This window comes from Amycolatopsis sp. FBCC-B4732, from assembly GCF_023008405.1.
Taxonomy (GTDB): domain Bacteria; phylum Actinomycetota; class Actinomycetes; order Mycobacteriales; family Pseudonocardiaceae; genus Amycolatopsis; species Amycolatopsis pretoriensis_A.
The window spans coordinates 7,533,340-7,557,359 of record NZ_CP095376.1 but is presented as its reverse complement, the minus strand read 5'-3'; the positions used below and the strand labels follow the sequence as shown (position 1 = coordinate 7,557,359).

Sequence of the window (24,020 nt, the reverse complement as noted above, 5' to 3'; positions counted from 1 at the left end):
CGCCATGACGTTCCTCCAGGGCGCGAAGCGCGTCGCCAACCGACCCCTCCAGACGCTGGACACCCTCGGTGACCAGATGTCGTTCTACGGCCGGGCGCTGCTGTGGACGCCGCGGACGCTGCGCCGCTACACCAAGGAAGTCCTCCGGCTGCTGGCCGAGGTGAGCTTCGGGTCCGGCTCGCTCGCCGTCATCGGCGGCACGGTCGGCGTGATGGTCGGCTTGACGCTGTTCACCGGTGTCCTCGTCGGCCTCCAGGGCTACTCGGCGCTGAACTCGATCGGGACGTCGGCCTTCACCGGCTTCCTGACCGCGTTCTTCAACACCCGCGAGATCGCGCCGCTGGTCGCCGGCCTCGCGTTGAGCGCCACGGTCGGCGCCGGGTTCACCGCGCAGCTGGGCGCGATGCGGATCTCCGAGGAGATCGACGCGCTGGAAGTCATGGGTGTGCCGAGCCTGCCGTACCTGGTGACGACCCGGATCATCGCCGGGTTCGTGGCGGTCATCCCGCTCTACATCATCGGCCTGCTGAGCTCGTACCTCGCGTCGAGACTGGTCGTCATCTACATCTACAACCAGTCGGCCGGTACCTACGACCACTACTTCGACTTGTTCCTGCCACCGCAGGACGTGCTGTATTCGTTCATCAAGGTGCTGCTCTTCAGCGTCTTGATCATCCTGTCGCACTGCTACTTCGGGTACCGGGCGACCGGCGGCCCGGCCGGGGTCGGCGTGGCGGTCGGCAAGGCCGTGCGCCTGTCCATCGTCACGGTGTCGATCATGAACTTCTTCATCGGCTTCGCCATCTGGGGAACCGACGTCACGGTAAGGATCGCGGGATGAGGACGCTCCGACGCAGGCTGCTCGGCCTGCTGCTCATCGCCGTGATGGTCGGCGGGGTGGCGCTGTCCATCGCGCTCTACGACAAGGCGTTCACGCCGTTCGTCACGGTCAAGCTCCAGGCCGACAAGATCGGCAACCAGCTGATCAAGCAGTCCGACGTCAAGGTGCGCGGGCTGATCGTCGGCTCGGTGCAGGACATCGTCGCCACCGACCACGGCGCCGAGCTGACGCTGGCGCTCAAGCCGGAGTCGGCGAAGCTGATCCCGGAGAACGTTTCGGCGCGGTTCCTGCCGAAGACGCTCTTCGGCGAGCGGTTCGTCTCGCTGGAGATCCCGAAGGACCCGTCGGCCAAGACGCTGGCCAGCGGCGACGTCATCCCGCAGGACCGCACGTCCAGCGCGGTCGAGCTGGACCAGGCGTTCGAGCACCTGATGCCGGTGCTGCAGGCGGTGCAGCCGCAGAAGCTGTCGGCGACGCTCACCGCGATCTCGACGGCGCTGCAGGGCCGCGGCGACCAGCTCGGCGACACGCTGACGCAGCTGGGCACCTACATCGGCGAGCTGAACCCGCACGAGCCGGAGCTGCAGCACAACCTCAAGGCGCTCGCGGAGTTCTCGGACCACCTGAAGGACGCCGCGCCGGACCTGGTGCAGAGCCTCGACAACCTGAGCACGACCACCCGGACCGTGGTCGACCAGCAGCAGAACCTGTCGAACCTCTACGGCACCCTGACGACCGCGTCGCTGGACCTGCAGACCTTCCTGCAGAACAACAAGGAGAACATCATCTCCCTCGCCGACACCGCCCGGCCGACGGCCGAGCTGCTGGCGAAGTACGCCCCGGAGTACCCCTGCGTGATCTCCCAGATGGCCCGGAACGTGCCGCTGATCGACCAGGCGCTCGGCAAGGGCACCGACAAGCCGGGCCTGCACGCCACGATCGAGATCATCGTGCCGCGGGCGCCGTACGAGGCGGGCAAGGAAGAGCCGCGGTTCGAGGACAAGCGCGGGCCGCGCTGCTACGACATGAAGGACATCCCGAAGCCGTTCCCCTCGGAACCGCCGGACGGTGCCTTCCAGGACGGGACCAAGCACCAGGCCGCGCCGAAGACGGTGGGCGAGGGGCTCAACCCGGCCAAGTTCAAGGCCGACGCGGCCGGTGGAGGCAGCGGAGCCGGTGACAGTGCTGATCAACTTGCGTACTCGAGCGCGGAACAGGGCTTCCTGGCCGACCTGCTCGGCCCGCAGCTGGGCATGAACGCCTCGGACGTCCCGGGCTGGAGCGCCCTGCTCGTCGGCCCGCTGTACCGGGGCGCGGAGGTGACGGTCAAGTGAGGGGACTGCTCGCACCGCTGATCAAGCTCGGCGTCTTCGTCGTCGTCACCGTGCTGTTCACGACGATCCTCGGGATCAGCATCGCCAACATCAACACCACCAGCACCAACGCCTACAAGGCGCGCTTCACCGACGCGACGCTCCTGCTGCCCAACGACGACGTCCGCATCGCCGGCGTCCGGGTCGGGCAGGTCAAGGACGTCAAGATCGTCGACAAGCGCCAGGCCGAGGTCGAGTTCGAGGTCGACGCCGGCCGGCAGCTGCCGGCCGGGGTGACCGCGCAGATCAAGTTCCGCAACCTGGTCGGCCAGCGCTACGTCTCCCTCGGCGAAGGCGAGAACAGCGGCGGCAAGACGCTCGGCCCCGGCGGCACCATCCCGCTGGACCGGACCACGCCGGCGCTGGACCTGACCGAGCTGTTCAACGGCTTCAAGCCGCTTTTCACCGCGCTCAACCCGGACGACGTCAACAAGCTGTCGTACGAGGTCATCCAGGTCCTGCAGGGCGAGGGCGGCACCGTCGAAAGCCTGCTTTCGCACACCGCGTCGCTGGCCACCACGATCGCGAACAAGGACCAGGTGATCGGCGAGGTCATCGACAACCTCAACTCGGTCCTCGACACGGTCAACGCGCACACGCCGCAGCTCAACGACCTGATCATCAAGCTGCAGCAGCTGACCTCCGGCCTCGCCGCCGACCGCAAGCCGATCGGCGACGCCATCGAGAGCCTCGGCAACCTGGCCGAAACGACGTCCGGGCTGCTCGGCGAGGTCCGCGAGCCGCTGAAGAACGACATCAGCGCGCTCGGCACCCTCACGAACCAGCTCAACAAGAACGAACCGGAGCTGGAGCACTTCATCCAGTTCCTGCCCACCAAGGTGAGCACGCTGACCCGCACCGCGGACTACGGCTCCTGGTTCAACTTCTACGCCTGCGAGTTCACCGGGAGCGTCAGCTTGCCGCCGCTGATCAACGATGTGCCGATCCCGCTGGTGCCTCTCAACCGCGAGAGGTGCAAGGGATGAAGTCCTTCCAGAAGCGCAACCCCGTCCCGATCGCCCTCGTCGGCATCGTCGTGCTGGGCCTCGGTTTCCTCGCCGCGCTCAACTCCGACGACCTGCCGGTGATCGGCGGCGGCACCACCTACACCGCCGAGTTCAGCGAAGCCTCCGGGCTGCAGAAGGACAACGACGTCCGGGTCGCCGGCGTCAAGGTCGGCAAGATCAGCGACATCGAGCTCGACGGCGCGTCGGTCAAGGTGTCGTTCAAGGTCAAGGACGCCTGGCTGGGCGACCGGACCAGCGCCGCGATCAAGATCAAGACGCTGCTCGGGCAGAAGTACCTGTCGCTGGACCCGCAGGGCCAGGGCGCGCTCGACCCGGGCACGGCGATCCCGCGGGACCGCACGATGGCCCCCTACGACGTGCTCGACGCCTTCCGCGGGCTCTCGCAGACCGTGGACAACATCGACACCAAGCAGCTCGCGCAGAGCTTCGACACCATCTCGCAGACCTTCGCCAACACGCCGCAGGACGTGAAGGGCGCGCTGTCGGGCCTGTCGAAGCTCTCGGACACCATCGCCTCGCGCGACCAGCAGCTGTCCAACCTGCTGGCGAACACCCGCGAGGTGTCGCAGACGCTGGTCGACCGCGACGCCGAGGTGCAGAAGCTGCTGACCGACGGCAACAAGCTGCTCGACGAGCTGTCGAAGCGCGAGGACGCGATCACCTCGCTGCTCAACGGCTCCCGTGAGCTGGCCACGCAGCTGCAGGGCCTGATCGACGACAACGACAAGCAGCTCGACCCGGTGCTCACCTCGCTGGACCAGCTGACGTCGATGCTGCAGCGCAACCAGGACTCGCTGGCCGACGGCATCAAGAAGTTCGCGCCGTTCATCCGCGTCTTCACCAACACCATCGGCAACGGGCGCTGGTTCGACAACTACATCTGCGGCCTGCTCCTGCCGTCGTTCGGCCCGATCAACGAAGAGGGGTGCTACACGAAATGAGTGACACCCGCTTCGGACTGGCCCTGACCCGGGGCTTCACCATCGCGATCGTCCTCGCGCTCGTCGTCGCCGGCGGGATCTGGTGGACCCTCAAGGACGCCGGCCGCAACCACCTGACCGCGTACTTCGCCGGCGCCGTCGGCCTGTACGAGGGCAACAGCGTGCGGATGCTCGGCGTCGACATGGGCACGGTCACCAAGATCCAGCCCATGGGCAACCAGGTGAAGGTCGAGTTCGAGTACGACCGGAAGGTCGCCGTCCCGGCCGACGCGAAGGCGCTCATCGTGGCGCCGTCGCTGGTGTCCGACCGGTACGTCCAGCTCGCCCCGGCCTACACCGGCGGCCCGCGGATCTCCGACGGCGCGGTCATCGGCCTCGACCGCACCGAGGTGCCCCTCGAGGTCGACCAGCTCGCCGCCAGCCTGGCCCGGGTCAGCGAGACCCTCGGCCCGAACGGCGCCAACAAGAACGGGTCGCTGTCGAACCTGCTGAACACCGCGGCGGCCAACGTCGACGGCAACGGCCAGGTCCTGCACGACACGATCACCAAGCTCGGCCAGGCGGCCGGGACGCTGGCCGGCAACAAGGACGACCTGTTCTCCACGGTGGAGAACCTCGGCAAGTTCTCGCAGACGCTGGCCGACTCGGACAAGTCGGTCCGGAACTTCGAGAGCCAGCTCGCCGACGTCAGCGGCTACCTGGCGTCCGAAAAGGACAACCTGGCCGCGACCGTGCAGCAGCTCGGCACCACGCTCACCGCGGTGCAGTCGTTCATCGACGCCAACCACGACCGGCTCAAGTCCAACGTGGACAAGCTGGCCGGCGTCACCAAGGTGCTCGTCGACCAGCGCGGCTCGCTCGCCGAGATCCTCGACGTCGCCCCGGTCGGCCTGAGCAACCTGGTCAACACCTACAACGGCTCGGCGGGCACGCTCGACGCCCGGCCGAACCTCAACGAGCTGACCCAGCCCCCGCTGGTGATGATCTGCCGGCTGCTCAAGCAGGCCGGCAAGGGCATCCCGGACGTGCTCGGCAACGCCTGCGAGGGCATCGCCGGCCTGGTCGACGGGGTGGTCCCGCTGCCGTCGCTGGCGCAGACCGTGCAGGCCCTGCAGTCCGGTCAGCTGCCGCCGCTGCCCCTGCCCATCGCCGGGCAGCTCTACGGAGGTGGCCAGTGAAGAAGCTCGTGACCGTCGGCGCGCTCGCCACGGCCTCCGCGCTGGTCCTCTCCGGGTGCGCGTTCAAAGGCATCTACGACCTGCCGCTGCCCGGGGGCGCCGACCTCGGCGACCACCCGTACACGGTGAACGTCGAGTTCCGGGACGTGCTCGACCTGACCCCGCAGGCCGGGGTGAAGGTCGACGAGGTGCCGATCGGCCGGGTCGAGAACGTCGGGCTGACCAAGGACGGCTGGCACGCGCTGGTCACGCTCAAGGTCAACGGCGACGTCAAGCTGCCCGCCAACGCGATCGCCAACGTCAAGCAGTCGAGCCTGCTCGGCGAGAAGTACGTCGAGCTGGCCTCGCCGGGCGACGACCAGGCCCAGGGCAAGCTCGCCGACAACGCGACCATCCCGCTGGCCAGGACGAACCGCAGCGTCGAGGTCGAAGAGCTGCTCGGGGCGCTCTCGCTGCTGCTCAACGGTGGCGGGGTCGACCAGCTCAACACCATCACCAAGGAGCTCAACAACGCCACGTCCGGCCGCGAGCCGGACATCAAGGCGCTGCTGGACAACGCGAACCAGCTGGTCACGAACCTCGACCAGCAGTCGCGCAACATCACCCGCGCGCTCGACGGGCTGAACCGGCTGTCCTCGACCCTCAACGGCCAGAAGGACAAGCTGGTCGGCGCGGTCGACAACCTCGCGCCCGGCCTCGGCGTGCTGGAGTCGCAGCGCGGCCAGCTGGTCACGATGCTGCAGGCCCTGGACAACCTCTCCGGCGTCGCCACCGACACCGTGAACCGGTCGCAGAAGGACCTCGTCGCCGACCTGAAGGCGCTGACCCCGACGTTGCAGAAGCTCGGCGAGGCGGGCAACGACCTGCCGAAGGCCCTGCAGATCCTGCTGACGTTCCCGTTCAGCGACCAGGCCGTCAACGACGTCAAGGGCGACTACTTCAACCTGTTCGCGAAGGTGGACCTGAACCTGAAGACCGTCGTGGAGAACCTGGGCAACAGCAGGCAGAACGCCCTCGCCGGCCAGATCCCGCTGCCGGGGCTCACCGGCGGCGTCGAAGGCACCCCCGCCAACCAGCCGCCGCCGCTGCCGATCCCGGGCGAAAGCGGGCAGGCCGGGCAGTCCCAGCCGGGCCTCGGCAACCTCTTCGGGCTCCTGTCGGGAGGTGCGGGCTGATGCTGGTGCGCAGGACGAAACTCCAGCTGATCGCCTTCGCGGTCATTTCCGTCGTCGCGATCGTGTACGCGCTGGTCCGGTTCGCCGGGCTCGGCACCGTGTTCGGCAACGACGGCTACACGGTGAAGCTGCAGCTCAACGAGTCGGGCGGCATCTTCACCAACGCCGAAGTCACCTACCGCGGCTACAACATCGGCCGGGTCGGCGAAATGCGGCTGACCGCGACCGGGCTCGAGGCCGACCTGAACATCGACCCGTCGGCGCCCCAGGTGCCGGCGGACCTCGACGCCGTCGTCGCCAACCGGTCGGCGGTCGGCGAGCAGTACGTCGACCTGAAGCCGAAGGCCGACAAGGGCCCGTACCTGGCGGCGGGCTCGGTGATCCCGGCGGCCAAGACGACCACCCCGGTCAGCACCGACCGCCTGATCGGCGACCTCGACTCGCTCGCGGCGTCGGTCCCGGTCGACTCGCTGCGCACGGTCGTCGACGAGTCCTACGACGCCTTCCGCGGCACCGGCGGCGACCTGCAGAAGCTCCTGGACACCGCGCGCAGCTTCACCACGACCGCGCAGGAGTACCTGCCGCAGACGATCCAGCTGCTCGACCAGGGCGGCAAGGTGCTCGACACGCAGAACGACGAGGCGGCGAACTTCGCGTCGTTCAGCAAGAGCCTCAACGAGCTCACCGGCACGCTGAAGAACTCCGACGGTGACCTGCGCAAGCTCATCGGCATCACGCCGCAGGTGGCCGCGCAGGTCAGCCAGGTGCTGAAGGAGTCCGGGCCGGGCCTGGGCGCGCTGACGGCGAACCTGCTCACCACGGCCAACCTGACCGTGACCCGGCTCGACGGGATCGAGCAGGGCCTGGTCACCTACCCGGCGCTGGCCGGCGCCGCGAGCAGCGTCGCCCCCGGTGACGGGACCGCCCACCTGGGCCTGGTGCTCAACCTGTTCAACCCGCCCGCCTGCACCAAGGGCTACATGCCGTATTCGCAGTACCGGACCGGGGACAACACGACGCCCCGGCCCGCGGACGACAACGCGTACTGTGCCGAACCGAAGGGCAGCCCGATCAACGTCCGCGGTGCGCAGAACGCGCCGTACGGCGGCGTGCCGGTCAAGCCGTCCGACGCCGACGTCTCGGCCAACGCGAACCGGCCGGCCGAGGAGCTGGCGGAGGAGCGCAACAGCCGGGGCGTGCCGGGCATCGTCGGCAGCCCCGGCGTCAGCCTCACCAGCCTGGGCGCGCTGCTCGGACTGGCCTGACGTGGATTTGATGACCGACCCCTACCCTGGAGTGCCATGAGTACGGACGAGCCGTCCGCCGTCGAAGCGGCGGACGCCACCCCGACGCCGGCCCGGGAGCCGTCCTCGTCGCGGATCCTGGTGCTCGGCGCCGGCGCGCTGGCACTGGCCGCGCTGATCGCCGCCGCGTTCTTCGGGATCCAGTGGTGGGCGGCCGCGGCCGACGACAACGCCGGGCTGGCGGCTTCGCGCGAGGCCGTCGTCAAGGCGGGCGGCAACGCGCTGAAGGCCTACACCGAGGTCGACTACACCGACCTCGACGGCTTCTTCGCCCGGCAGAAGTCGGTGTCGGACGACAAGATGGCGCAGCAGATCGACCAGTCGGCGCCGACGTTCCGCAAGGCGCTCGCCGACGCCAAGACGAAGGTCACCACGGACGTCCAGGACATCGCCGTCGAGGAGCTGGACGACCACGAAGGCAAGGCCAGCTTCCTCGCCGCCATCGCCACGACCGTCACCCAGGGCGACAAGAGCAGCGCGAAGCCGTTGCGCCTCGAAGTGTCGATGACCCGCGTGGGCGACACCTGGAAGCTGTCCGGCATCGACAGCGTCCCGCTCGTCGCGGCCGGCCAGTAGCGTCACCCGTAAGGAGCCCGTAGTGCCCCCCTCCCGCCGCCAGCCGCCTCGCAGCAGCAGCACCCCGCCGTCGCGCCGGCCGCGCGTGGCCGGACTGCGCAAGCCGCCGGCGGACGAGTCCGCCGCCGAGCGGACCGGCCAGCTCCCCGCTGTGCCCGCCGAGCCGCGAAAGCCGCGCCCCCGGCCGGCCCCGCGCCCGGCACCGCGGCCCGCGGCCCGGCCCGAGTCGTTCGAAGCCGCGAGCGGGCAGCTCGACACGGCGCCGTCGGCCGAGGACACGGCGGTGTTCGCGGCGGTCGGCACCGAGGAGGAGCCGGAGGTCGACGCCCTTACCGGCGAGCCGGCCGAGGCGGCGGACGAGGAAGCTCCGCCCGCCCGCCCCGCGCCGCGCCGGAAGAAGCGCGACACGGGGATCGCGAAGCCGACGGAGGAGTCCGAGGTCGAGGTCGCCGACGCGGCGTCGGTGGCGGAGCCGGCCACGGGCGCACGGGTGCAGAAGCCGTACGTCGTGGCGGGCGCGCTGGTGCTCGTCGCGCTGGTGCTGGGCGGCCTGGCGTTCTGGTTCAAGTCCGAAGAGGTCGAGGTCTCCTCGGCGACCAGCAACACCGCGCTGCTGGACGTCGCGAAGACGGCGCAGGTCAAGGACGCCGTCTCGAAGGCGGCCGAGGCGCTGTTCTCCTACGACTTCAACAACATCAAGAAGACCGAGGACGCGGCGAACGACCTGCTGGCCAACGACGACGTCCGCGCCAAGTACAACTCCCTGATGGGCGAGGTCAAGCGGCTCGCGCCGGCGCAGAAGATGGTCGTGACCTGCAAGGTCACGCGCTCCGCCGTCATCATGCTGAACGGCGACCTGGCGAAGGTGATGGTCTTCGTCGACCAGACCTCGACCCGCACGGACACGAAGAAGACCACCGCGGGCACCGCCCAGCTGCACTTGAACGCCCAGCTGCAGGGCGACAAGTGGAAGATCACGGACATGGACACGTACAACGCGCCGAAGGTCCCGGCGGCCACCCAGGCCCCGGCGTCCTCCGCCCCGCCGGCGTCGCCTTCGCCGACGAAGTAGCTCCGCCGAAGGGTCCCGTCCGCTCGCGAGCCGAGGGGGAGGGGCCCTTCGTCGCGTCTCGGGGCCAGCCGCTCTTGTACGTCGTTCACCGGCTCGGTGGGGTGCCGGGCCGGGCGGCGCCCCGAACGCCCGCGAGAGGGCCCTTCGGAGACCCCTCGCGGGCCCGTCCGGCCGCCGTGACGCCTGGGGCGCGAGTGACCGCTGGGACACGCGCCGGGCCGCCCGATCCGGCCCTCCGCGACACCCTTTCGCGCGCTCTTCGGAGAACTTCTCCGCCCGTGCCGGGTGTCGTGCGGCACACGAGCGACGACGAAATCCGTGGAATACCTGCAGGTCGAGCCGCTTTACTGGCGCTACCAGCCGGTAACCTGCATGATATTCGGTCGCTTACGCTCCGCTGACCCTCTTCAACGCTGCGCCAACCGGGCCGACCCCCGTGTGGCATCTTGACTCTCGGCGCCGCTGGGTTCACGCTTACTCCCGACGGCGAAACCGGCGGCCCTTGCGGGAGGGACAACCGGCTCGCCTGGAGGCATACCTGAAGACGTCGCGAGGCAGGCTGGGCCCCATCGGGAGCGCCCCCTGGACAGACCGCGACGTTCGGGCTAGACTGCCTCTTTGCGCTGCCCTCTTTCAGGCTGCCCGGAGCCGGTAGTTAGGATAGTGGGCACACGGCACCCTTGACAGTCGCTCATAGCTGTTGCTATGGCGGCCGTCACCGCTCATTGTCCCCGGAAGGACGCATCTTGGCAGTCTCTCCCGCGAACCAGGCCACTGCTGCGACCACCTCGGCTGAATCTCGCTCGGAGTCCACGGGAATCCCCGGCGCGCCCAAGCGGGTTTCCTTCGCAAAGATTCGCGAACCGCTCAACACGCCCAACCTGCTCGACGTCCAGATCCAGTCGTTCCAGTGGTTCACCGGGGACGAAGCGTGGTTCGAACGCCGTGTCGAAGAAGGTGAAGAAAACCCGGTCGGCGGCCTCGAAGAGGTCCTGAACGAGATCTCCCCGATCGAGGACTTCTCCGGTTCGATGTCCCTGTCCTTCTCCGCCCCGCGCTTCGACGAGGTCAAGGCCTCGATCGAGGAGTGCAAGGACAAGGACATGACGTACGCCGCGCCGCTGTTCGTCACGGCCGAGTTCGTCAACAACAACACGGGCGAGATCAAGAGCCAGACGGTCTTCCTCGGCGACTTCCCGGTCATGACCGACAAGGGCACGTTCATCATCAACGGCACCGAGCGTGTCGTCGTGTCCCAGCTGGTCCGCTCGCCGGGCGTCTACTACTCGAAGGACGTCGACAAGACGACCGACAAGGACGTCTTCAGCGTCCGCGTGATCCCGAGCCGCGGCGCGTGGCTCGAGTTCGACGTCGACAAGCGCGACACCGTCGGTGTCCGCATCGACCGCAAGCGCCGCCAGCCGGTCACCGTGCTGCTGAAGGCGCTGGGGTGGACCACCGAGGCGATCCGCGAGCGCTTCTCCTTCTCGGAGACGCTGCTGGCCACCCTCGAGAAGGACCACACGGCCGGCACCGACGAGGCCCTGCTCGACATCTACCGCAAGCTGCGCCCGGGCGAACCCCCCACCAAGGAGAGCGCGCAGACCCTGCTGGAGAACCTGTTCTTCAAGGCGAAGCGCTACGACCTGGCCAAGGTCGGCCGATACAAGGTCAACAAGAAGCTCGGCCTGTCGACGGCCTACGACACCGGGACGCTGACCGAAGAGGACATCGTCACGACCATCGAGTACCTGGTCCGGCTGCACGCCGGCGAGGACAAGATGGACGCGCAGAACGGCACCGAGATCCCGGTCGAGACCGACGACATCGACCACTTCGGCAACCGGCGCCTGCGCACGGTCGGCGAGCTGATCCAGAACCAGATCCGGGTCGGCCTCTCCCGCACCGAGCGCGTCGTGCGCGAGCGCATGACCACGCAGGACGTCGAGGCGATCACGCCGCAGACCCTGATCAACATCCGCCCGATCGGCGCGGCGATCAAGGAGTTCTTCGGCACCTCGCAGCTGTCGCAGTTCATGGACCAGAACAACCCGCTGTCGGGCCTGACGCACAAGCGTCGTCTGTCGGCCCTCGGCCCGGGTGGTCTGTCCCGTGAGCGCGCCGGCATGGAGGTCCGGGACGTCCACCCGTCGCACTACGGCCGCATGTGCCCGATCGAGACGCCGGAAGGCCCGAACATCGGCCTGATCGGCTCGCTCTGCTCGTACGCGCGGGTCAACCCGTTCGGCTTCATCGAGACGCCGTACCGCAAGGTCGTCGAGGGCCGGGTCACCGACCAGGTCGACTACCTGACCGCGGACGAAGAGGACCGGTACGTCAAGGCCCAGGCCAACGCGCCGATCTCGGACGACGGCACCTTCGTCGAAGACCGGGTCATGGCCCGCCGCAAGGGCGGCGAGGTCGAGCTGATCGACCCGCTCGACATCGACTACATGGACGTCTCGCCGCGGCAGATGGTCTCGGTCGCGACGGCGATGATCCCGTTCCTCGAGCACGACGACGCGAACCGCGCCCTGATGGGTGCGAACATGCAGCGCCAGGCCGTGCCGCTGCTGCGCAACCAGGCCCCGTACGTGGGCACGGGTGTGGAGCTGCGCGCCGCGGTCGACGCCGGTGACGTGCTCGTCGCCGAGCAGTCCGGCATCGTCGAGGAGCTCTCGGCGGACCTGATCACGATCATGCACGACGACGGCACGCGGAAGAGCTACGGACTGTACAAGTTCCGCCGCTCCAACCACGGCACCTGCTTCAACCACCGCCCGATCGTCAACGAGGGTGACCGGGTCGAGCAGGGTCAGGTCATCGCCGACGGCCCGTCCACCGAAAACGGTGAGATGGCGCTCGGCAAGAACCTGCTCGTCGCGGTCATGCCGTGGGAGGGCCACAACTACGAGGACGCGATCATCCTCTCGGAGCGCCTGGTGCAGGACGACGTCTTGACGTCGATCCACATCGAGGAGCACGAGATCGACGCCCGCGACACCAAGCTGGGCGCCGAGGAGATCACCCGGGACATCCCGAACGTCTCCGAGGAGGTCCTGGCCGACCTCGACGAGCGCGGCATCATCCGCATCGGTGCCGAGGTCCGCGACGGCGACATCCTGGTCGGCAAGGTCACGCCGAAGGGCGAGACCGAGCTGACGCCGGAAGAGCGCCTGCTCCGCGCGATCTTCGGCGAGAAGGCCCGCGAAGTCCGCGACACCTCGCTGAAGGTGCCGCACGGCGAGACCGGCAAGGTCATCGGCATCCGCGTGTTCTCGCGCGAGGACGACGACGAGCTGCCCCCGGGCGTCAACGAGCTGGTCCGCGTCTACGTGGCCCAGAAGCGCAAGATCCAGCCGGGCGACAAGCTCGCCGGCCGCCACGGCAACAAGGGCGTCATCGGCAAGATCCTGCCGGTCGAGGACATGCCGTTCATGGAGGACGGCACCCCGGTCGACATCATCCTGAACACGCACGGTGTGCCGCGACGGATGAACATCGGCCAGATCCTCGAGCTGCACCTGGGCTGGCTGGCCTCGCAGGGCTGGACGATCGAGGGCGACCCGGACTGGGCGAAGAACCTCAACGAGGAGCTCTACGACGTCGCGCCCGGCACGAACACCGCGACCCCGGTGTTCGACGGCGCGAAGGAAGAGGAGCTCACCGGGCTGCTCGGGGCGACCAAGCCGAACCGCGACGGCGAGCGCATGGTCAAGGAGAACGGCAAGGCGACCCTGCTGGACGGCCGCTCCGGCGAGCCGTACCCGTACCCGGTCGCGGTCGGCTACATGTACATCCTGAAGCTGCACCACCTGGTCGACGACAAGATCCACGCCCGCTCCACCGGTCCGTACTCGATGATCACGCAGCAGCCGCTGGGTGGTAAGGCGCAGTTCGGTGGCCAGCGCTTCGGTGAGATGGAGTGCTGGGCGATGCAGGCGTACGGCGCTGCCTACACGCTGCAGGAGCTGCTGACGATCAAGTCGGACGACGTGGTCGGCCGCGTCAAGGTGTACGAGGCCATCGTCAAGGGGGAGAACATCCCCGAGCCGGGCATCCCGGAGTCGTTCAAGGTGCTCCTCAAGGAGCTCCAGTCGCTGTGCCTGAACGTCGAGGTGCTCTCCAGCGACGGTGCGGCCATCGAGATGCGCGACTCCGACGACGAGGACCTCGAGCGCGCCGCGGCCAACCTGGGCATCAACCTGTCCCGCAACGAGTCGCCCTCGGTGGACGACGTCGTGCACTGATCGCGAGCTGAGCGTCGGGGCCGGCCTCCCGCAGGCCCCGACGCTCGCCCGCCACCCCCTCTCTAGCCGAAACAACCCCAAGGGGATCTAGACGTGCTGGACGTCAACTTCTTCGATGAGCTCCGCATTGGTCTCGCCACTGCTGACGACATCCGTCAGTGGTCCTTCGGCGAGGTCAAGAAGCCGGAGACCATCAACTACCGGACGCTCAAGCCCGAAAAGGACGGCCTCTTCTGCGAGAAGATCTTCGGTCCGACCCGGGACTGGGAGTGCTACTGCGGCAAGTACAAGCGCGTCCGCTTCAAGGGCATCATCTGTGAGCGCTGCGGCGTCGAGGTGACCCGCGCCAAGGTGCGCCGCGAGCGGATGGGCCACATCGAGCTGGCCGCCCCGGTCACCCACATCTGGTACTTCAAGGGTGTTCCCTCCCGCCTGGGCTACCTGCTGGACCTGGCGCCGAAGGACCTCGAGAAGATCATCTACTTCGCTGCTTACGTCATCACGGGCGTGAACACGGAGCTGCGCCACAACGACCTGCCGACCCTCGAGAACGAGATCGGCGTCGAGCGCAAGAACCTCGAGACCAAGCGCGACGCGGACATCGAAGCCCGCGCGCAGAAGCTGGAAGCCGACCTGGCCGAGCTGGAGGCGGAGGGCGCCAAGTCCGACGTCCGCCGCAAGGTCAAGGAAGGCGGCGAGCGCGAGATGCGCCAGCTGCGTGACCGCGCCGGTCGCGAGCTGGACCGCCTCGAGGAGGTCTGGACGACCTTCACGAAGCTCGACACCCGCCAGCTGATCGCCGACGAGCTGCTCTACCGCGAGCTCGTCGACCGCTACGGCGAGTACTTCACCGGCGGCATGGGCGCGGAGGCCATCCAGAAGCTGGCCACCGAGTTCGACGTCGCCGCGGAAGCCGACAACCTGCGCGACACCATCCGCAACGGCAAGGGGCAGAAGAAGCTCCGCGCGCTGAAGCGGCTCAAGGTCGTCGCCGCGTTCCAGGCGACCGGCAACGACCCGCGCGGCATGGTGCTCGACGCCGTCCCGGTGATCCCGCCGGACCTGCGCCCGATGGTGCAGCTGGACGGTGGCCGCTTCGCGACCTCCGACCTGAACGACCTGTACCGCCGCGTGATCAACCGCAACAACCGCCTCAAGCGGCTGATCGACCTCGGCGCGCCCGAGATCATCGTCAACAACGAGAAGCGGATGCTGCAGGAGGCCGTCGACGCGCTGTTCGACAACGGCCGCCGCGGGCGTCCGGTCACCGGCCCGGGCAACCGGCCGCTGAAGTCGCTGTCCGACCTCCTCAAGGGCAAGCAGGGCCGGTTCCGCCAGAACCTGCTCGGCAAGCGCGTCGACTACTCGGGCCGTTCGGTCATCATCGTCGGCCCGCAGCTGAAGCTGCACCAGTGCGGTCTGCCGAAGGACATGGCGCTCGAGCTGTTCAAGCCGTTCGTCATGAAGCGGCTGGTCGACCTGAACCACGCGCAGAACATCAAGTCCGCCAAGCGGATGGTGGAGCGCTCGCGGCCGCAGGTGTGGGACGTGCTGGAAGAGGTCATCACCGGCCACCCGGTGATGCTGAACCGCGCGCCGACCCTGCACCGCCTCGGCATCCAGGCCTTCGAGCCGCAGCTGGTCGAGGGCAAGGCCATCCAGCTGCACCCGCTGGTCTGCGAAGCGTTCAACGCGGACTTCGACGGTGACCAGATGGCGGTGCACCTGCCGCTGTCGGCCGAGGCGCAGGCCGAGGCCCGGATCCTGATGCTGTCGGCGAACAACATCCTCTCGCCGGCGTCGGGCCGTCCGCTCGCCATGCCGCGACTGGACATGGTGACGGGCCTGTTCCACCTGACCCGCCTCAACGAGAAGGCCGAGGGCGCGGGCAACGCGTACTCGTCGACGGCCGAGGCCATCATGGCCTTCGACCGCAAGGCACTGGGCCTGCACGCCCCGGTCAAGATCCGCATCACCGACCGTCAGCCGGCGAAGGCCGACGAAGCGGCGCTCGTGGAGAAGGGCTGGGAGCCGGGCAAGGCGTGGCTGGCCGAGACGACCCTGGGTCGCGTGCTGTTCAACGAGCTGCTGCCGGCGGACTACCCGTTCATCAACGAGCCGATGCCGAAGAAGCGTCAGGCCGCGATCGTGAACGACCTCGCCGAGCGGTACTCGATGACCCAGGTCGCGCAGACCCTGGACCGGCTGAAGGACGCCGGTTTCTACTGGGCGACCCGGTCGGGCGTCACCATCGCCATCTCGGACGTGCTCACCCCGGTGGGCAAGGCCGCCATCCTCGACGAGTACGAGGGCAAGGCCTCCCAGGTGGAGAAGCGCTACCAGCGTGGTCAGCTGTCGCACACCGAGCGCAACAACGAGCTCGTCAAGGTGTGGACGCAGGCCACCGAAGAGGTCCACAAGATCATGGAGACGGCGCTTCCGGACGACAACCCGATCGCCGTGATCGTGAAGTCGGGCGCGGCGGGCAACATGACGCAGGTCCGGTCGCTGGCCGGCATGCGTGGCCTGGTGTCGAACCCGAAGGGTGAGTACATCCCGCGTCCGATCAAGGCCAACTTCCGTGAAGGCCTGTCGGTGGCGGAGTACTTCATCGCGACGCACGGTGCCCGGAAGGGCCTGGCGGACACGGCGCTGCGGACCGCCGACTCGGGTTACCTGACCCGGCGTCTGGTGGACGTCTCGCAGGACGTCATCGTCCGCGAGACCGACTGCGGCACCACCCGCGGCATCATGATGCCGATCGGCGAGGACATCGGCGACGGCAAGGTCCTGCGCGACCAGCACGTCGAGACCTCCGTGTACGCGCGGAACCTCGCGACGGACGCGGTGGACGCCAAGGGCAACGTCGTGCTGAACGCCGGCGACGACATCGGCGACCCGGCCATCGACAAGCTGCTCTCCAGCGGCATCTCGAAGGTCAAGGTCCGTTCGGTGCTGACCTGCGAGTCGGTCGTCGGCATCTGCGCGACCTGCTACGGCCGCTCGATGGCGACCGGTCTGCTCGTCGACGTCGGCGAGGCCGTGGGTATCGTCGCGGCCCAGTCGATCGGTGAGCCGGGTACGCAGCTGACGATGCGTACGTTCCACCAGGGTGGTGTCGCCGGTGACGACATCACGACCGGTCTGCCCCGGGTGCAGGAGCTCTTCGAAGCTCGTGTCCCGAAGGGCAAGGCGCCGATCGCCGACGTCGATGGCCGCGTGCGCATCGAAGAGAGCGAGCGGTTCTGGAAGATCACGCTGATCCCGGACGACGGCGGCGAAGAGATCGTCTTCGACAAGCTGTCCAAGCGTCAGCGGCTCGCGAACACCCCGAACGGCCCGCTGGGCGACGGCGACCACGTCAACGTCGGTCAGCAGCTGCTCGAGGGCACGCCGGACCCGCACGAGGTCCTGCGGGTCATGGGGCCGCGCGAGGCGCAAATGCACCTGACGGACGAGGTCCAGAAGGTGTACCGGGCGCAGGGTGTGTCGATCCACGACAAGCACATCGAGGTCATCGTGCGGCAGATGCTGCGCCGCGTGACGATCATCGACTCCGGTGCCACGGACTTCCTCCCGGGCGAGCTGCCCGAGCGGACCAAGTTCGAGGCGACGAACCGGGCCGCGGTCGCCGAGGGCGGCGAGCCGGCTTCGGGCCGTCCGGTGCTGATGGGCATCACGAAGGCGTCGCTCACCACGGACTCGTGGCTGTCGGCGGCGTCGTTCCAGGAGACCACGCGCGTCCTGACCGACGCGGCCATCAACGGCCGCTCGGACCGGCTCGTGGGCCTCAAGGAGAACGTGATCATCGGTAAGCTGATCCCGGCCGGTACGGGCATCAACAAGTACCGCAACATCCAGGTGCAGCCGACGGAAGAGGCCCGGGTCGCGGCGTACGCGATCCCGTCCTACGACGACGGCTACTACACCCCGGACGTGTTCGGTACGGGTACCGGTGCCGCGGTCCCGCTGGACGACTACGACTTCGGCCGCGACTTCCGCTGAAGCTGAGTCACGAGAAAGGCCCTCGCCGGGTTTCCGGCGGGGGCCTTTCCCGTTCCCGGGTCACCGGGGTCAAGGTCGTCCTCGTTCCGGCCGGCACTGCCCGGTCACCGGTGAGCTGACCACCGACGTGAAGGGGCACTTCGGCTGTACTCCTGCCGCTTGCACGGGCGCCGAGGCACTCGGGCTCGGCGCGCCGGCACTGATCGCCTTGGTGCTCGGCGGCGCTCTGGTGTCCGGCGCCAGCCGGCGGCGGAACGCGGCCCGACGGAATCGGAGGCCTCCGGCGGATCGGGGCCTCCGCGGTCAGCGCGGGGCGTGGCGGGTCACCGGGAAGTCGAAGTACGTGTCCGGGAACGGCTCGTCGTTCAGCGTGAAGTGCCACCACTCCTCGGGCAGGTTCCGGAATCCCACCGCGGCCATCGTGCTCCGGAGCAGGTCGCGGTTCTCCCGCGCGACCCCGGTGATCGCCGGGTTGTCCGTGTGCGCCAACGGGTCGAAGCAGTCGTAACCGGTGCCCATGTCGACCGTGTTGTCCGGGAAGCGCTGATCCCGCGGGGCGAAGCACGGCTCGAGCCGCTCGCCGGGGACGTACGGCCGCTGGAACCGCGGCGGGAGCCGGACGAGCGTCAGGTCCATCGTGCTGCCGCGGCTGTGCCCGGACTTCTCCGCGATGTACCCCTCGGCGAACAGCCGGTCCTTCGCGACGTCCGGGTAGAACTCGGCCTTCATCTTCTCGTCCGCGAGGTCCTTCGCCCACCGCACGAAGTGGTCGACCGCGCGCTGCGGGCGGTAGCAGTCGTAGACCTTCAGCGTGTAGCCCCGTTTCCGCAGCCGCTGCTGGGCCTTCCGCAGCCCGTCGGCGGCCTGGCGGGTCAGGAGGCAGCTGGGGGCGAGGTAGCCGTCGACGCGCCGGCCGACGAAGTTGTGCGGTGTCGCGTAGCGGATGTCCTGCAGGATCGAAGGGGCGACGTCGGAGAGCGCGACGAAGCCGGGGGACGTGGCCTGCGCCGCGGTGGGGACGGCGACGGCCGTGGCGGCGGCGAGGGTGACGGCGGCGAGCGCCCGGAAGATCGGCATCCCTCTCCTTTAGCACCTCCGATGCCGGACATTCAGCCGCCTTTCGGGCAGCACTTCGGGATCCGTAACGGCTGGTAGCCACGTCGTTGTCGGCAAATCTCTCGTCCCCGGCGGCGCGGCCGGCTGGCGAAGATGGGCCGTGGCTGACTCTGTGCCCTTCACGGACAACTTCTCGGACCTCTCGAACACGCAGGGGTACCAGTTCGAGTTCCGCTGTGAACGCTGCGGCAACGGCTTCCGTTCCGCCTTCCAGCGCGACAACATGGAAACCGGGCGAAGCGTGCTTCGCACGGTCGGCTCGTTCTTCGGTGGCACGCTGCGGGACTTGAGCAACTCGGCCGACCAGTGGCGCTACGACCGCGCGACCAACTCGCCGGCGAAGGACCGCGCGCTGGCCGCGGCGGTCAAGGAGATCACCCCGAGCTTCCGCCAGTGCCGCGGCTGCGGCGACTGGATGTGCCACGACCAGTGCTGGAACGAGGAGATCGGCCAGTGCCTGCGCTGCTCGCCGAGCGTCGCCGAGGAGATCTCGCGCGCCCAGGCGTCGGCCCAGCGCGACCAGATCTGGGACAAGGCCCGCGAGAAGGACTGGACGTCCGGCCTCGACCTCGACACCCGCGCCAAGGTTTCGTGCCCCGGCTGCGGGCTGAAGGCCGACGGCGGCAAGTTCTGTTCGTCCTGCGGCACTTCCCTGGCCCTGAAGGTCGGCTGCGGCGGCTGCGGCAGCGAGACCAACAAGCCGGGAGCGCTGTTCTGCTCGGACTGCGGCGCCAAACTCTGACCGGAGTTCCCAGCACTTCATAACGAATCCATAACTCGCAGCCCCGGCGTTCAGGCGCCGGGGCTGCGCCATTGTGACCAACCGTGACGCGCCCGGTTGGTCTAGACGACGTAGCCACCCATTCGGTCCAGTGGTACGCGTCAATTCGGCCCACTTCGTGGGAGATTCACCTGATCGTGGCGAGTCTCAATCTTTGATCACGGCTGGACGCTTCGCCCGCTTCGCGCGAATATCCCGTCCAGGTCTGCTGACGTCGGCTTTCCGTTGTGTCCCAACGGTTTTCGTCCGTGAGAAAGAATTGGGAGAACCATGCGATCAACTCCGTTGCGTCCGGGTCGATGGCGAAAGGTGGTGACCGGCGCCGCCGCGCTCGCGCTCGCGGTCGGCGCCGTCACGTACACCGGCTCGGCCACCGGCGCCTACGCCGACGTCCAGACCGTCACCGATGCCAAGACGGCGGCCGACGGCAAGCAGTACTGGGTGCAGAACCACCTGGTGACGAAGGATCTCGCGCGCGCCGAGGGCGGCACGCCCAAGAAGTGGCTCCTCGTCTGGGCCGGTGACGAGAACATCGCCGACACGCTCGTCAAGGACGTCAAGAACCTGCCGGGCACACTCGGCGGCGGCCTCAACAAGCTCAAGAACGCCTTGCCCGGCCCGGACTTCCTCGCCGTGATCGACGCGACGCAGGGTTCGCCGACCTACGGCAAGGTCGTCAACACCGCCACCGTCGGGCCGCTCGTCGAGAACGAGCCGCACCACATGCAGTACGTGTGGCACCGGGGCGACACCGTCTACGCCGGCGCGCTGTTCGCCGCCGCGACGTACGCCTTCGACGTCAGTGCGTTGCCGCAGCTGAAGCTCAAGGGCGTCAGCCTGCCGACGAACACCCTCGGCGGCAGCGTTCCGGACGCCTACTGGGTGCTCAAGGACGGCACCGCGTACGGCACGTACATGGGCGGCCCGGTCGTGCCCGGCCCGCACTCCTACGCCGACGGCTCCACGCAGGTCGGCAACGGCTTCGCGGGCAGCCCCGGCGAAGTCGTCCACTTCGGGAAGAACGCCGAGGTGCTGTCCGAGTCGCCGGCTGCGACCCCGCAGGGCGACAACCAGAAGCTCTGCGACAACCTGCCGCAGCTGGGCAAGCCGACCTGCGCCAACCCGCACGGCATCCAGGCCCGCGAGGACCTGAACACGCTCGTCACGTCCGATTACGCCGAGCCGCGCAACATCATCCTCGACCCGGTGAAGCAGCCGTCGCCGTACCTGCGGCGGCCGACCGTGCGGACGTGGGACATCTCCGACCGCAACCACCCGAAGCTGAAGTCGGTGTCGTACCTGGCCGACGGCCCGCGCGCCGATCCGGCCGACCCGCTGCACGCCGAGAGCCGCGCGGTCATGGAGACCACCGTGACCAACCTGCCGGGTCACAAGGGCGCGTTCGCCCAGACCATGCAGGGCGGCGCGGTGTTCTACACGCCGGACATCACCGCGGCCGAGCCGCACTGGATCGAGGTGTTCGACGACGGCGCCGCGAACAAGTCCATCTACGCCGGCAACGACTCCAACGGCGCCAGCTCCAACGGCGGCTGGATCCAGACGAGCCCGGACGACAAGTACCTCTACCGCGCGATCGTCGGGCGGCAGAAGGGCACCCTCTCGGCCGACGACCCCGGCACCACCGGCGGCGTCTACGTCCTCGACATCCAGAAGCTGGTCGCCGCCGGTGACCGGATCGAGGACATCCAGGGCCGGGTCGACACCAAGGCGAAGGCGCAGCAGGGCGGGGGCGGCGACCTGCCGACCGTCGTCGGCGCGGCCCCGGTCAACCCCGGCACGCCGGGCGCGGGCCCGCACTGGGGCGCCTACGACAACTGGGCGCTCGGCAGCGACGGTTTCTACCGCGAAACCACGTCGCCGCAGCACCTCGCGGTGTCGAACTACTTCGTCGCCCGGTCCGGTTTGGACGGTGACCACAAGGTCAACCTGCTGAACCTCGGGCCGGACGGGAAGGTCGCGGTCGACCCGAACTTCCGGGACGAGTTCACCGGGCAGGTCGGGATCAACTTCAACCGCAAGTCGTGGCCGCACGGGGACTTCGGCAACGCCAAGCCGCACTCCGAGCTGTTCGTGGTCGCGGACGCCGACATCAGGTAACGCGGTCGTGAGTGGTTAGGGCGGTTCTGACCGCCCTAACCACTCACGACAACTCGCACCGAGGAGTCTTGATGGAACACGACCACACTGCGCCGTCGGGTTCGTCCACTGTGGACGTACTGGCGCTGGTGCTGCGGCTGGCCCTGTTGCCGGCCACGGCGTTCCTCGCCGGCGGCGGCCTGCTGCGGGCGCCGGGGCAGCGGCCGCGGCACACGCTGTACGTCCTCGGCGGGGTCTCGGCGCTGCTCGCCGTGGTGTCGGCCTTCGCCGTCGACGTCAACGTGGTCGCGCTGGCGATCCACGTCGTGCTCGCGGTGGCGGTGCCGGTCTTCCCGCGGGCCACTCGCTGGACGTCGGCCGCGCTGCTGGTGCTCGTCGTGCTGGAGACGTCCCTGGGCGGCACCGGCGTCGAGTTCGCGATCGACACGGTGTTCGTCGCCGCGGCGGCCGTGTGGTTCGGCTTCGCGCTGCTCGGGCCGGTGACGACGGCGGCGGCCGTCCGGCCCGGGCCCCTCGCGCTCACCCTCGGCGGCCTGCTCGTCCTGGCCGGCGCGGTCCGGTTCGGGCTGTCCGGCCTCGGCTTCGACCGGCGGCTCTACAGCACGCCCTTCGGGCTCGCGGTGGTCGCCGTCGTGGTGCTGCCGGTCGTGGTGAGCGTGCTCGCCGGGGTCTTCAACGGCCGCGCTTACCGCTTCGGCGCGACGGCGGTCGCGCTCGGGTTCCTCGCCTGGAGCGCGCTTGGCGCGATCCAGGCACCCCCGCCGCTGCCCGTGCCGGGCGTGCCGCTGCTCGCCGACGACGCCGGGTTCCCGGTGCTGGTCAGTCCGCAGCGGCCGGGGCGCAACGTCGTCCACTTCCCGCCGAGCGCGGGAAACGACCTGTCCGTGGGGGCTGGTGGGCTGGTCACGAAGGCCGTCGCGCGGCCCGGCGCCGAGGGCACGTGGGCCGACGTCGACTTGCCGCCCGGCCGCAGCGACCTGGAGATCCGCCACGGCGGCACGGCGACGGTCGTCGAGGTCGACGCCGGGACCGCGCCCGGCCCGGCGATCACCGACGCGGACGCGCCGGAGTGCGCGTCGGCCGCGCTCGGCGGCCTGGTCGCCGGCCGCGCGGACGTGCTGGGTGCCTGCCCGGCCGACGCGCTGACGCCGGCGGACGGGGGAGCGCTGGTCAAGCTGGTCGAATTCCTCGCCGGGCGCAAGCCGTCCGCGCTCACGCTGGTCGAGGACGACTCCCCGCGGGGGATCGCGGCCGCGAAGCTGGTGCGCGAAACCGCGGCGCGCACCGGACTCGCCGTGCGGCCGGACGCCGGGCCCGACACCGCGCTCGTCGTCGTCTCCGGCTGGGCCGCCGGCTACCCGGCGATGACGCGGGCCGCCGAGCTGCAACGTCTCGAACCCACCCACCAGTACGGGCTGTACCTGGCGCCGTGGCTGCTGAACGGGCCGATCGTCAACGCCGTCGCGAGCGCGTCGCTGCCGCTGCGGTTCGACCCGCGGGAGGCGACCGCGGTCGGGTACGCCGTGGCGGTCGGCAACCGCTTCGGCGGCGAAAGCCCGACCCTCGGCGGCTTCCGGAACTGGCTCGGCGCCGGCGGTGCCGCCGCGGGCGACGTCCAGATCTTCGCCGCCGCCCAGGTCAACGCCATGCCGATGTACCCCACCGAACCCCACGCCACCGGAATGGTGATGGACCGCGACTACGCGGGCCAGTGGGTACCCGACGGAACCATCGTGCCGATCACGTCGGTTCTCCGCTGAAATCCCTTGGTAGGAAAGGAAAAGTATGAAGCGTCTTGCTGCCCGCGTGCTGCTGCCGCTCGTCGCGGCGACGGCGTTCACGGGCCTGGCCGCGGGGGTCGCCAGTGCCGGCCCGACCGACGGTTCCGTCTGGCTCGTGCCCGGCGTCGACCTGGGCGGCGTGCTCGGGCCGCTCGGCCAGCCGGTCGACCTGCTCGCGCCCGTCTTCGACCTGATCACCGCTGTTTCCTGAAAGGCAGAGAACCCGTGAAGAAGACCCTCGCTCGCGCGGCCGGTGCCGCCGTCCTCGCCGGTGCCGCCCTGTTCACCGCGGCCGGTCCGGCGCTCGCGGCCGACGCCCCCGGTGTCGTCGTGGTCGACGAGCCGGACACCAGCGGCCTGAACAACATCTGGACGTTCGCCCCGCTCGGCGTCCCGGTGCTCGGCCTCATCCAGTCGGTCAACGGTGTCCCGGGCAAGCTCCTGCCCTCCTTCTGACCCGCGGGCGGCCCCCGCACCCCGG

At 69.1% G+C, this 24,020-nt stretch carries 17 protein-coding genes; 16 read left to right on the top strand and 1 reads right to left on the bottom strand.

Annotated elements, in window-relative coordinates; genetic code table 11:
* Positions 1–4 precede the first annotated feature (4 nt).
* From MUY14_RS33550 to MUY14_RS33500, 11 genes are all read left to right on the top strand, one after another.
* Positions 5–841, top strand: coding sequence for an ABC transporter permease (locus MUY14_RS33550; protein ID WP_003060266.1), 837 nt, complete (start codon positions 5–7; stop codon positions 839–841).
* Positions 838–2,175, top strand: a complete 1,338-nt coding sequence (locus tag MUY14_RS33545) for an MCE family protein (RefSeq protein WP_247015141.1) — start codon at positions 838–840, stop codon at positions 2,173–2,175. Before MUY14_RS33550 ends, MUY14_RS33545 begins: the two co-directional genes overlap by 4 nt.
* Entirely contained in the window at positions 2,172–3,200 is a 1,029-nt protein-coding gene (locus MUY14_RS33540) for an MCE family protein (protein ID WP_247015139.1), read from the top strand. Before MUY14_RS33545 ends, MUY14_RS33540 begins: the two co-directional genes overlap by 4 nt.
* Positions 3,197–4,183, top strand: coding sequence for an MCE family protein (locus MUY14_RS33535; RefSeq protein ID WP_247015137.1), 987 nt, complete (start codon positions 3,197–3,199; stop codon positions 4,181–4,183). The genes MUY14_RS33540 and MUY14_RS33535 overlap by 4 nt, the downstream gene beginning before the upstream one ends.
* Complete coding sequence (locus MUY14_RS33530) at positions 4,180–5,361, top strand: MCE family protein (RefSeq protein ID WP_247015135.1); 1,182 nt, start codon at positions 4,180–4,182, stop codon at positions 5,359–5,361. The genes MUY14_RS33535 and MUY14_RS33530 overlap by 4 nt, the downstream gene beginning before the upstream one ends.
* Entirely contained in the window at positions 5,358–6,536 is a 1,179-nt protein-coding gene (locus tag MUY14_RS33525) for an MCE family protein (RefSeq protein ID WP_247015133.1), read from the top strand. Before MUY14_RS33530 ends, MUY14_RS33525 begins: the two co-directional genes overlap by 4 nt.
* Complete coding sequence (locus MUY14_RS33520) at positions 6,536–7,801, top strand: MCE family protein (protein WP_247015131.1); 1,266 nt, start codon at positions 6,536–6,538, stop codon at positions 7,799–7,801. Before MUY14_RS33525 ends, MUY14_RS33520 begins: the two co-directional genes overlap by 1 nt.
* Before the next feature lie 36 nt (positions 7,802–7,837).
* The gene (locus MUY14_RS33515) at positions 7,838–8,416 is read left to right on the top strand and encodes a hypothetical protein (protein WP_247015129.1); all 579 of its coding nucleotides are present in this window, start codon (positions 7,838–7,840) and stop codon (positions 8,414–8,416) included.
* Positions 8,417–8,501: 85 nt separating this feature from the next.
* Complete coding sequence (locus MUY14_RS33510; protein ID WP_247025376.1) at positions 8,502–9,488, top strand: hypothetical protein; 987 nt, start codon at positions 8,502–8,504, stop codon at positions 9,486–9,488.
* Positions 9,489–10,234: 746 nt separating this feature from the next.
* Positions 10,235–13,738, top strand: a complete 3,504-nt coding sequence (locus MUY14_RS33505; RefSeq protein ID WP_247015127.1) for a DNA-directed RNA polymerase subunit beta — start codon at positions 10,235–10,237, stop codon at positions 13,736–13,738.
* A 93-nt stretch (positions 13,739–13,831) separates the two neighbouring features.
* On the top strand, positions 13,832–17,743 hold the full coding sequence (locus MUY14_RS33500; protein WP_247015125.1) for a DNA-directed RNA polymerase subunit beta': 3,912 nt from the start codon (positions 13,832–13,834) through the stop codon (positions 17,741–17,743).
* A gap of 303 nt (positions 17,744–18,046) precedes the next feature.
* Here MUY14_RS33500 and MUY14_RS33495 read toward each other — a convergent pair whose 3' ends face one another.
* Entirely contained in the window at positions 18,047–18,820 is a 774-nt protein-coding gene (locus tag MUY14_RS33495) for a M15 family metallopeptidase (protein WP_247015123.1), read from the bottom strand.
* Between the two features lie 139 nt (positions 18,821–18,959).
* Here MUY14_RS33495 and MUY14_RS33490 point away from each other — a divergent pair, with 139 nt between their 5' ends.
* From MUY14_RS33490 to MUY14_RS33470, 5 genes are all read left to right on the top strand, one after another.
* Positions 18,960–19,601 carry a zinc ribbon domain-containing protein gene (locus tag MUY14_RS33490; RefSeq protein ID WP_247015121.1) on the top strand — a complete coding sequence of 214 codons (642 nt, stop codon included), beginning with the start codon at positions 18,960–18,962 and terminating at the stop codon, positions 19,599–19,601.
* Positions 19,602–19,910: 309 nt separating this feature from the next.
* Positions 19,911–21,758 (top strand): selenium-binding family protein, encoded by a 1,848-nt coding sequence (locus tag MUY14_RS33485; RefSeq protein ID WP_247015119.1) that lies wholly within the window; start codon positions 19,911–19,913, stop codon positions 21,756–21,758.
* Between the two features lie 71 nt (positions 21,759–21,829).
* Positions 21,830–23,518 carry a hypothetical protein gene (locus MUY14_RS33480; protein WP_247015117.1) on the top strand — a complete coding sequence of 563 codons (1,689 nt, stop codon included), beginning with the start codon at positions 21,830–21,832 and terminating at the stop codon, positions 23,516–23,518.
* A 25-nt stretch (positions 23,519–23,543) separates the two neighbouring features.
* On the top strand, positions 23,544–23,750 hold the full coding sequence (locus MUY14_RS33475) for a hypothetical protein (RefSeq protein WP_247015115.1): 207 nt from the start codon (positions 23,544–23,546) through the stop codon (positions 23,748–23,750).
* Between the two features lie 14 nt (positions 23,751–23,764).
* Positions 23,765–23,995: a hypothetical protein gene (locus tag MUY14_RS33470; protein WP_247015113.1), complete on the top strand. Its 231-nt coding sequence runs from the start codon at positions 23,765–23,767 to the stop codon at positions 23,993–23,995.
* Positions 23,996–24,020: the final 25 nt, after the last annotated feature.